The following is a 9,854-nucleotide window of genomic DNA, read 5'->3' on the forward strand; positions in this document are numbered from 1 at the left end:
TCAAAAAGCCCTACGACTTAACAAGACACCTCTACTTTATCATAAAGAAAAAGTAGTGAGTACTTTCTCCCGTCGGAGATTTCCTCACTACTAATCTTAGTATGTTTTTGTTTTTTGATAAATTAGTATATATTTTTTAAAAAAATACTTGACTGGTTAATTATTTTGTGATATAAACTTAACTGGTTAATGTTTTTGCAAAAAGGAGGAAATATGCTGAAGAAAATACTTGGAGCCTGTCTTTCTGTTCTAGCTGGTTTGTGCTTGATGGCTTGTTCGGTTCAGAAAGAGGCTAGTCAGGTTCAGTCAGGGATGCGGATTGTGACATCATTTTACCCTATCTATTCACTGGTTAAGGAAGTGTCGGGAGATAAGAATGATGTTCGGATGATTGGTTCGCGTTCGGGAATCCATTCTTACGAACCATCAGCAGCGGACATACGGGCCATTTATGATGCAGATGTCTTTATTTATCATTCGCGGATTTTGGAGTCTTGGGCAGGGCGATTGGACCCAAATTTACAGGGTTCGGCTGTCCAGGTCTTAGAGGCATCTACAAGCCTGCCTTTATCAAAAGTGCCTGGTTTAGAAGATATGGAAGTAGGTCAGGGGATTGATGAGGCGAGTTTATATGATCCTCATACCTGGTTGGATCCGGTTTTGGTTGGACAGGAAGCCCTTGAAATAGGTGAGCTTTTGGCAGAGAGAGATCCAGAGAATGCGGATTATTATCGGGAAAATGCTAAGGCTTTGGAGAGGGATGCTCAAAAGTTGGCGGACAAATATATTCCGATCTTTGCGAAGGCCAGTTCAAAAACCTTCGTGACCCAGCACACAGCCTTTTCCTACACTGCCCAGAGGTTTGGATTGAAGCAGTTGGGGATAGCAGGGGTGTCTGAGGAAGAGCCTAGCCCAAGGCAGTTGGCAGAGATTAAAGAGTTTGTCGACACTTACAAGGTAGAAACGATTTTTACCGAAAAGGGAACGTCGGATAAATTGGCTAAGGCTCTGGCAACTTCGACAGGTGTGGACTTGAAGGTCTTGGATACTCTTGAGGCCGATCCAGAAAATAACTTAACCTATTTAGAAAACTTAGAGCAGGTTTTAGAAACTCTTGCTCAAGAATTGAAATAATCATTGATAAAGGAGATAAAATGAAGAAGAAAGCTCTTGTTGGTTCGGTAGCGACCCTTGTTTTGGGAATGAGTTTGTGTAGCTACCAGTTGGGTCGTTATCAGGCGACAGAAGAACAAAAAAATCGAGTGTCCTATATTGAAGATAGTCAAAAGGAACAGTCGCTGGTCGCGGAGCAATTAACTCCGGAACAGGTTTCGGCCAAGGAAAATATTGATGCTGAGCAGATTGTTGTCAAAATTACAGACCAAGGCTATGTGACCTCTCACGGAGATCATTTCCATTATTACAATGGCAAGGTGCCATTCGATGCCATCTTTAGTGAAGAATTGGTCATGAAAGATCCGAATTATGTCCTTCAAGATAGTCACATTATCAATGAGGTTCAAGATGGCTACGTTATCAAGGTAGATGGGAAATATTACCTTTACTTGAAAGATGTCAAACAGCAGAAAAATATTCGGAGCAAGGAAGAAGTTGAACGACAAAAAGGAATTACATCAGCTGATAGTAAGCAGCAGGCGACAGGTTCTAGTCATTCAGACGGACCCTATAAGACTGACGATGGTTATGTCTTTAATCCGACAGACGTCATTGAAGATACCGGTGATGGCTTTATTGTTCCTCATGGGGACCATTTCCATTTCATCCCGAAAAAAGATCTTTCAGCTACAGAGTTAAAAGCGGCTCAGGATTTTTGGGATAAAAAGGGTAGCAATCAGTCAACCACAGGAAATCATTATGGAAATTACACCCAGAAAGTTCGGCAGGAAACCCCTGTTTCAGTACAGGGACAAGATTTGACTAGCTTGTTGGCTCAACTGGATGCGACACCTTTATCCCAACGTCATGTGGAAGCAGATGGTTTGGTCTTTGATCCAAGAACGATTAGTAAAAAAACAGCCACCGGTGTAATTGTGCCCCACGGAGATCATTTCCACTTTATTCCTTACAGTCAGATGTCTGCCTTGGAGGAAAAGATTGCCCGAATGATTGGCACAAGTGGTGCAAGCATCGAACAAGCAAATGGTGGTACCAGACACCAAGCTACTAGTCATCAGGTTCATTCCAATCCAACACCCAATCCAATACCAAGTCCAACCTTGCCAACTAGTCCAACCAAGCTGATAGAGTCTGCCAAACAACAAACTCGTATGTGGCAGGGGCGTCCGATAGCTGTTTATGGTAAGGGATTGGATGGTAAGACTTACTTTACCAGTGATGGATATCAGTTTACTAAGGTATCAATTATCTCTGTTGATGAACATGGCTTGATTGCAAGTCACGGAGATCACTTCCATTATGTTGGCTTTGGTGAATTAGAAGAATTTGAATTGAAGGAAGTTGCAGCATGGTTGGCTGAAAAATCCAAGGACAATGCAGGTGGTCATTCGACAACAGCTCCATCAAAACCAGTAACTCCTCCAGCGATAGAAGGACAAGGAAAACCTGAAAATCGCCCTGAATTTGACAGTCAGGCAGTCTTACGTAAAGCTAGTCATCAAGGACAGGTGGGGTATTGGATGGAAGTGGATGGCAAGTCTTATTTCTTCGCTCGTCAGGAATTGGATTTGATGAAGATTTCATTTGCAGAGTTGCGTCTGATGGAGAAGGATCCGTCCTATCTATTTGATGTCAGCCCTGCTAAAGAAGGGGATCTGACACCAGCTCCGCTTGTGCCAATCCATAAGCTTCCAATGCGTGGTGGAAATGCCACCTATGATACCGGGGAAGTCTTTGTCATTCCTCATATTGACCACATCCATGTCCTACCATATACCTGGTTGAACAAGGAACAGATTGCGACCATCAAGTACCTCATGCGTCATCCTGAAGTTCGTCCTGCAGCTTGGACCAGCAGCGGTCATAGTCAGGATGAAGCCGCGGACCAGTTGGCACCGATTCTCAATGCGACAGCACCAGATAAGAGGGCTGGTTTGAAAAATTGGCAGATTGTCCATACAGCAGAGGAGGTGGGTGCAGCCCGTGCCCAAGGGCGATTTGCGACAGCTGATGGCTATATCTTTGCGGCTGAGGATGTATTGGATCCTAGAAGCTTTATCTTCCGCGATGCATTTAGTCTGCCCCGTGCAGATGACGATAGCCTGCGTTCAGTGAAAAAGAGCGAGCTCTCCAGTCAGGAATTAGCTGCGGTTCAAGCCCTATTAGACAAGCGTGATAGAGATGAATTGGCCAAACGTGTAACACCGCAAGAGCAACGGAAAGGATTGAAGAATTGGCAGATTGTCCACAGTTATGAGGAAATTGAAGCTGCCAAGGCGGCTGGTAAATTTACAACCAAGGATGGATACATTTTTGATCCACAAGATGTTGTCGATCCAAAAACCAAGGTTTCTCAAACGGCCTTCCGTATCCCGAGACCAGATGGTTCAGGCTTCTACCGGGTGGAAAAAGCTGCGCTACATCCGCAAACGGAATTGGCACCAGCAGAAGCCTTGCTAGCGGCGACTCAACCAGCACCTGTCCAGCCTGCAAAAACAACAGAAGCAACAACTCAGCCAAGCACTTCTTCGATTATTGCAACGCCAGCCCAACGCTTCACTCCTGAGGAAACAACAGAGGAAAGTGTTACTTCAAAAATAACGACACCAGCTCACCTCGTCACTCCTGCGGAAACGACAGAGGAGCCAAGTACACAAGCGAGCTCTCAATCGCAGGAAAACAATATTGAAACGACTCCAATAAGTGATGTACCAGAGGACTCTACCTTGGCTACAAATCCTAATGGTGAGGAAATGGTAAGTGAGCAAGTGTCACCTGTTGAACCAATTCCAGCCTCAACAGATGCAATCGAAGGCAAATCGGAGAAGGTGCTAGATTCAGGTTCTGAATAATACAACAACTCTTGATTCCAACAAATGATTAGTACGCAATGCTGACGAAGGTAGTAGCATTTGTGAAATGAGATAAAAGCTATATTGATTTTAGTTCGACCACTTTTCATAGAAAAAGTTATTTACTTATCTTTGACTATTTGCCAATTTTAGCGTAAAATAGAAAGGAAAGACATAAAAGGAGAAGACCCTTGGAACTAAACGTATTTGCAGGACAAGAAAAAAGTGAACTTTCCATGATTGAAGTGGCACGTGCTATTTTGGAAGAACGTGGCCGTGATCATGAAATGTACTTCAATGACTTGGTTAATGAAATTCAAAACTATCTCGAAAAATCAAACAGCGACATTCGTGCAGCCTTGCCAACATTCTATTCAGATTTGAATGTGGATGGTAGCTTCATTCCGCTAGGTGAAAACAAATGGGGCCTTCGTTCATGGTATGCAATCGATGAAATCGATGAAGAAGTGATTACTCTTGAAGAAGATGACGAAGATGCACCAAAACGTAAGAAAAAGCGTGTTAATGCCTTCATGGACGGTGACGAAGACGCTATCGATTACGGGCATGATGATCCAGAAGACGAGGATAATTATTCTGATAATTCATCATCAGAATATGATGATGAGAATCCGGATGATGAAAAGGATGAAGTTGAATCATATGATTCAGAAATCAATGAAATCATTCCAGATGATGAATTAGATGATGAAACGGTTGATTTGGCTGAAGAAGATGATGACTATTCTGACGAAGAAGTCATTGACGAGTAGTAATATAAACTTGTGTTTGACAAGGCTTATATTTTTCGATAATATATTATCGGGCACCTCTTTTGAGGTCGGAGCTCCCTAGTCAATAGGGAGCTATTTTTGTTTTTTCTTCATCATTATTGAAATCTACACCCCGTCATGATGATGACAGTAGAGAAGGAGTTTGCATGACAAAATATATTTTTGTAACAGGTGGCGTTGTGTCATCGATTGGTAAGGGAATTGTGGCGGCGAGTTTGGGCCGCCTCTTGAAAAACAGAGGATTGAAAGTTACTATTCAAAAATTCGATCCCTACATCAACATTGACCCAGGAACCATGAGCCCATACCAACATGGGGAAGTATTTGTGACAGATGATGGTGCAGAAACAGACTTGGACCTTGGTCACTATGAGCGATTCATCGACATCAACCTCAACAAATATTCAAACGTCACCACTGGTAAGATTTACAGCGAGGTCCTTCGGAAAGAACGCAAAGGAGAGTATTTAGGAGCAACCGTTCAGGTTATTCCACATATCACAGATGCTCTCAAGGATAAAATCAAGCGGGCAGCCCGCACAACAGATGCAGATGTTATTATCACAGAAGTTGGGGGAACTGTTGGAGATATTGAAAGTCTCCCCTTCCTTGAAGCTCTCCGTCAGATGAAGGCAGATGTTGGCTCTGACAATGTCATGTACATCCACACCACCCTTTTGCCATATCTAAAGGCGGCAGGAGAAATGAAGACCAAGCCGACCCAGCATTCTGTCAAAGAACTGCGTGGACTGGGTATTCAACCAAATATGCTGGTGATTCGGACAGAACAGCCAGCCGGTCAAGGCATTAATAATAAACTAGCCCAGTTCTGTGATGTGGCTCCAGAAGCGGTGATTGAATCATTGGATGTTGAACACCTTTACCAGATTCCACTCAATATGCAGGCGCAAAATATGGATCAGATTGTCTGTGACCATTTGAAATTGGATGTGCCACCAGCAGATATGACAGATTGGTCAGCCATGGTTGACAAGGTTCTAAATCTCAAGAAGACTGTCAAAATTGCCCTTGTTGGTAAATACGTCGAGCTCCAAGATGCCTACATCTCGGTTGTAGAAGCCTTGAAACACTCTGGCTATGCCAACGATGCTGCGATTGAGTTAGATTGGGTCAATGCCAATGACTTGACGGCAGAAAATGTCGCTGAACGACTTGGACAAGCGCAAGGTATTCTCGTACCTGGAGGTTTTGGACAACGTGGTACGGAAGGAAAAATCCAAGCTATTCGCTATGCGCGTGAGAATGATGTGCCTATGCTGGGTGTCTGTCTAGGTATGCAGTTGACCTGTGTGGAATTTGCTCGCCACGTTCTTGGCTTAGAAGGTGCCAATAGTTTTGAGTTGGATCCTGAGACCAAGTATCCGATTATCGATATCATGCGTGATCAAATTGGCGTGGAAGACCTGGGCGGAACACTCCGTCTGGGACTCTATCCAAGCAAACTCAAACGTGGCTCAAAGGCTGCTGCAGCCTATGACCACCAAGAAGTTGTCCAACGTCGCCACCGCCACCGCTACGAGTTTAACAATGACTTCCGTCAACAATTTGAAGAAGCTGGTTTTGTCTTCTCAGGTGTATCGCCAGACAACCGCCTGGTTGAAATCGTTGAAATTCCTGAGAATAAGTTCTTTGTTGCCTGTCAATATCACCCAGAACTCCAATCTCGACCAAACCGTCCGGAAGGTCTCTATACTGCCTTCGTCACAGCTGCAGTTGAGAATGAAAAGTAATAGCATATTGTTTAGAGAGGGACTAGATAGTGCCTAGTGAAAAAGTCATCGTCTGATGGCTTTTTTGCTATACTAAAGATGAGGTGATAGTATGTTTGATAATCAGTTGATTTTAGAAGTCATACTATTCGAAAATCAAAATTAGACGTTGTTGACTTGATTTGATGAACTTCATTTCTATCTGCATCTGCGTCGCCTAGTCTGTTTTTGATTTTCATTGAGTATCAGTCCATATCCTACTCAGTATGATAATGTTGTTCCTAAAACTCATTTTTTACGTCAGTTAACAGAACTATGTGATTTTAGCTATATTAATGATGAGTTAGAAAAGAATTATCATCCTGATATTGGACGTTGTGACTACTCTCCTATCATGATATTCAAGTATCTCCTATGATTTTGATTAAGGTGGCTAACTTCATTTTAGAACTTTCAATAGAATTTTTATTGAAGAAAAAATAAAAAAATGAAAAAAGTGTTGACAAGGTTCATTTCTGATGGTATACTAATTCTTGTGTTAAGCGGGGATGGCGGAATTGGCAGACGCGCAGGACTAAGGATCCTGTGATCGCTTTAGATCGTGTGGGTTCAAGTCCCACTCTCCGCATTGGAAGACTAGCTATGTGCTAGTCTTTTTTGCATTCAAACATTATAAATTTTTTCGATTTGACGAATTGTCAGTAATTGATTGTGCAATAAGGAAATCATTTCCGAAAGAATCGTGGAAAGTTATGTGAAAATTTTCTCAAAACTAGACGGTTTCAACTAGCATTTTCAAAATAAAAATGGTAGAATAGAGGAGTATGAGGTGCAACCTCAAAAAATATTAGGAGGCTATCGAAATGCCATTAGTTTCAGCAGAAAAATTTGTCCAAGCAGCGCGTGACAACGGTTATGCAGTTGGTGGATTTAACACAAACAACCTTGAGTGGACTCAAGCTATCTTGCGTGCAGCAGAAGCGAAACAAGCTCCTGTTCTTATCCAAACTTCAATGGGTGCAGCTAAGTACATGGGTGGTTACAAAGTAGCTCGTAACTTGATTGCAAACTTGATTGAGTCAATGAACATCACAGTTCCAGTTGCTATTCACCTTGACCATGGTCACTACGAAGATGCTCTTGTATGTATCGAAGTTGGTTATACTTCTATCATGTTTGATGGTTCACACCTTCCAGTAGAAGAAAACCTTGCAAAAGCTAAAGAAGTTGTAGAATTGGCACACGCTAAAGGTATCTCAGTTGAAGCTGAAGTAGGTACTATCGGTGGTGAAGAAGATGGTATCATTGGTAGCGGTGAATTGGCTCCAATCGAAGATGCAGTAGCAATGGTTGCAACTGGTATTGACTTCTTGGCAGCAGGTATCGGTAACATCCACGGCCCATACCCAGCAAACTGGGAAGGTCTTGATCTTGACCACTTGCGTAAATTGACTGAAGCTGTACCTGGTTTCCCAATCGTATTGCACGGTGGTTCTGGTATTCCAGATGAGCAAATCCAAGCAGCAATCAAATTGGGTGTTGCTAAAGTTAACGTTAATACTGAGTGCCAAATCGCATTCGCAAACGCAACTCGTAAGTTTGCAGCGGCTTATGAAGCAAACGAAGCAGAATACGATAAGAAAAAACTCTTTGACCCACGTAAATTCTTGGCAGACGGCGTGAAAGCTATCCAAGCATCTGTTGAAGAGCGTATCGACGTATTTGGTTCAGCGAACAAAGCTTAATAATTCTGCGAAGAAATCTAAGATTTCAATCCAGTAAAACTTAAGATTTAAAAGAAGGATTTTGAATACGAATCCTTCTTTTTGATTTTCAAATCAGTTGCTTTAGAAAAGAGTAATTTCTATAAACTTTTGACGCAAGCCATTCTTTTTGGTATACTTGATTTTTAGAAATCATTTTATTTTCTGAAAGGAGAAAGTATGACCAAACAAAGGATCAATACACTCGTTGGCTCAATTGGAGCCGTAATGGGAATTTTTGTCTTCCTAGCTTATATACCGCAAATCATTGCCAATATCAATGGTCAACAGGGACAACCTTGGCAACCGCTATTTGCAGCAGTTTCCTGCCTCATTTGGGTGGTTTATGGTTGGACAAAGGAGCCTAAAAAAGATTATATTTTAATCGCACCAAACTTGGCGGGAGTTGTGCTAGGGTTTGCGACATTTATCACATCACTGTAAGAGATATGAGTTGAGTGTTGAAAAAATGAAAATAATTCTTGCCAAGTCCAATCTTTTCTGTTAGAATAGTATGGTATGTGGTGCTAGCACATCCGATATATTTGATCAAATGAGGAGGAAGATACAATGGCTAAAGTATGTTATTTCACTGGTCGTAAGACTGTATCAGGTAATAACCGTTCACACGCTATGAACCAAACTAAACGCGCAGTTAAACCAAACCTTCAAAAAGTAACTGTTTTGATTGATGGTAAACCTAAAAAAGTTTGGGCTTCAGCTCGTGCTCTTAAATCAGGCAAAGTTGAACGCATCTAATTAAAAAGTCGCTAGATTAATCTAGCGGCTTTTTAAATGCTCGTTGTCAACTGTAGTGGTAAATGAAAAGCTACCACCAGAGAAGACGAAATTCATTATCTCTTTCCTATTTTTAGGAAATAAGCTGGAAAGGGCTATACCCGGCCCTTTTCACTGTTTTATGTGACAAATAAACCACCCGCTATGCGGGTGCGGGACGAAGGTTATACCAAAAAAACTCCAAATGCGATACAATAAAGGTGTTCAAGCCAATTGTAAAGCGAGAGGAGAAAAGTATGGCACAAATGGCACATAGTTTATCACATACAAAGTGGTTGTGTTCTACCACATTGTCTTCACACCTAAGTATAGATGAAAAATCATCTATAATCAATATCGAAGTAGCTTGGGAGAAATATTCCGACGTTTGTGTAGTTATAAAGGTGTAGAGAATATCGAAGGAGTTCTGATGCCGGATCATGTTCGTATGTTAGTCAGTATTCCTCCGAGATTAAGTGAATCAAGCTTTATGGGATATTTAAAAGGTAAGAGTGTTCTTATGATGTTTGATAAACACGCCAACCTAAAATATAAATTTGACAATCGTCATTTCTTGGTAGAGAGCTTCAACAATTTGGGAATTGTTGAAGAATGTAAGTTGGACTTAATGAAGCCACAATTAAGAAATATATACAAGAATAAAGAAATTATCCAGTGGATGATTTCTCAGACTGAAGACAAAGTCCTTAGAATTGATTTTCTAAGGGCTTTTCTTCGTATTTAGGAGTATAATATAAGAAAAAGGACTTATGAGGTTCTCCTATGCTACACAAAGAAAAA

The 9,854-nt window shown here is 41.7% G+C and carries 7 protein-coding genes, 1 tRNA gene and 2 pseudogenes; all 10 read left to right on the plus strand.

Annotation, left to right across the window (positions count from 1 at the left end):
* Window positions 1-213: 213 nt before the first annotated feature.
* The 10 genes and pseudogenes from C1E99_RS07965 (at window position 214) to tnpA (ending at window position 9,716) form a co-directional block, all read left to right on the plus strand.
* Window positions 214-1,134 (plus strand): metal ABC transporter solute-binding protein, Zn/Mn family, encoded by a 921-nt coding sequence (locus C1E99_RS07965; protein WP_105207198.1) that lies wholly within the window; start codon window positions 214-216, stop codon window positions 1,132-1,134.
* A gap of 20 nt (window positions 1,135-1,154) precedes the next feature.
* Window positions 1,155-3,989, plus strand: a complete 2,835-nt coding sequence (locus C1E99_RS07970) for a pneumococcal-type histidine triad protein (protein ID WP_105207199.1) — start codon at window positions 1,155-1,157, stop codon at window positions 3,987-3,989.
* 191 nt (window positions 3,990-4,180) lie between these two features.
* Window positions 4,181-4,762: a DNA-directed RNA polymerase subunit delta gene (rpoE, locus tag C1E99_RS07975; RefSeq protein WP_105207200.1), complete on the plus strand. Its 582-nt coding sequence runs from the start codon at window positions 4,181-4,183 to the stop codon at window positions 4,760-4,762.
* 167 nt (window positions 4,763-4,929) lie between these two features.
* Window positions 4,930-6,534, plus strand: a complete 1,605-nt coding sequence (locus C1E99_RS07980) for a CTP synthase (protein WP_105207201.1) — start codon at window positions 4,930-4,932, stop codon at window positions 6,532-6,534.
* Between the two features lie 217 nt (window positions 6,535-6,751).
* A pseudogene (locus tag C1E99_RS15585) lies at window positions 6,752-6,928 on the plus strand (IS5/IS1182 family transposase); the annotation flags it as partial.
* Window positions 6,929-7,055: 127 nt separating this feature from the next.
* A tRNA-Leu gene (locus C1E99_RS07995) sits at window positions 7,056-7,141 on the plus strand.
* Between the two features lie 235 nt (window positions 7,142-7,376).
* Window positions 7,377-8,258, plus strand: a complete 882-nt coding sequence (locus C1E99_RS08000) for a class II fructose-bisphosphate aldolase (RefSeq protein ID WP_105207203.1) — start codon at window positions 7,377-7,379, stop codon at window positions 8,256-8,258.
* A 198-nt stretch (window positions 8,259-8,456) separates the two neighbouring features.
* On the plus strand, window positions 8,457-8,720 hold the full coding sequence (locus C1E99_RS08005; RefSeq protein ID WP_105128137.1) for a SemiSWEET family transporter: 264 nt from the start codon (window positions 8,457-8,459) through the stop codon (window positions 8,718-8,720).
* 126 nt (window positions 8,721-8,846) lie between these two features.
* Window positions 8,847-9,035 carry a 50S ribosomal protein L28 gene (gene rpmB / locus C1E99_RS08010; RefSeq protein WP_024386839.1) on the plus strand — a complete coding sequence of 63 codons (189 nt, stop codon included), beginning with the start codon at window positions 8,847-8,849 and terminating at the stop codon, window positions 9,033-9,035.
* A 275-nt stretch (window positions 9,036-9,310) separates the two neighbouring features.
* A pseudogene (gene tnpA / locus C1E99_RS08015) lies at window positions 9,311-9,716 on the plus strand (IS200/IS605 family transposase).
* The last annotated feature ends 138 nt before the right edge of the window (window positions 9,717-9,854 follow it).

This window comes from Streptococcus suis (genome assembly GCF_002964045.1).
In the GTDB taxonomy this organism is placed as follows: Bacteria; Bacillota; Bacilli; order Lactobacillales; family Streptococcaceae; genus Streptococcus; species Streptococcus suis_U.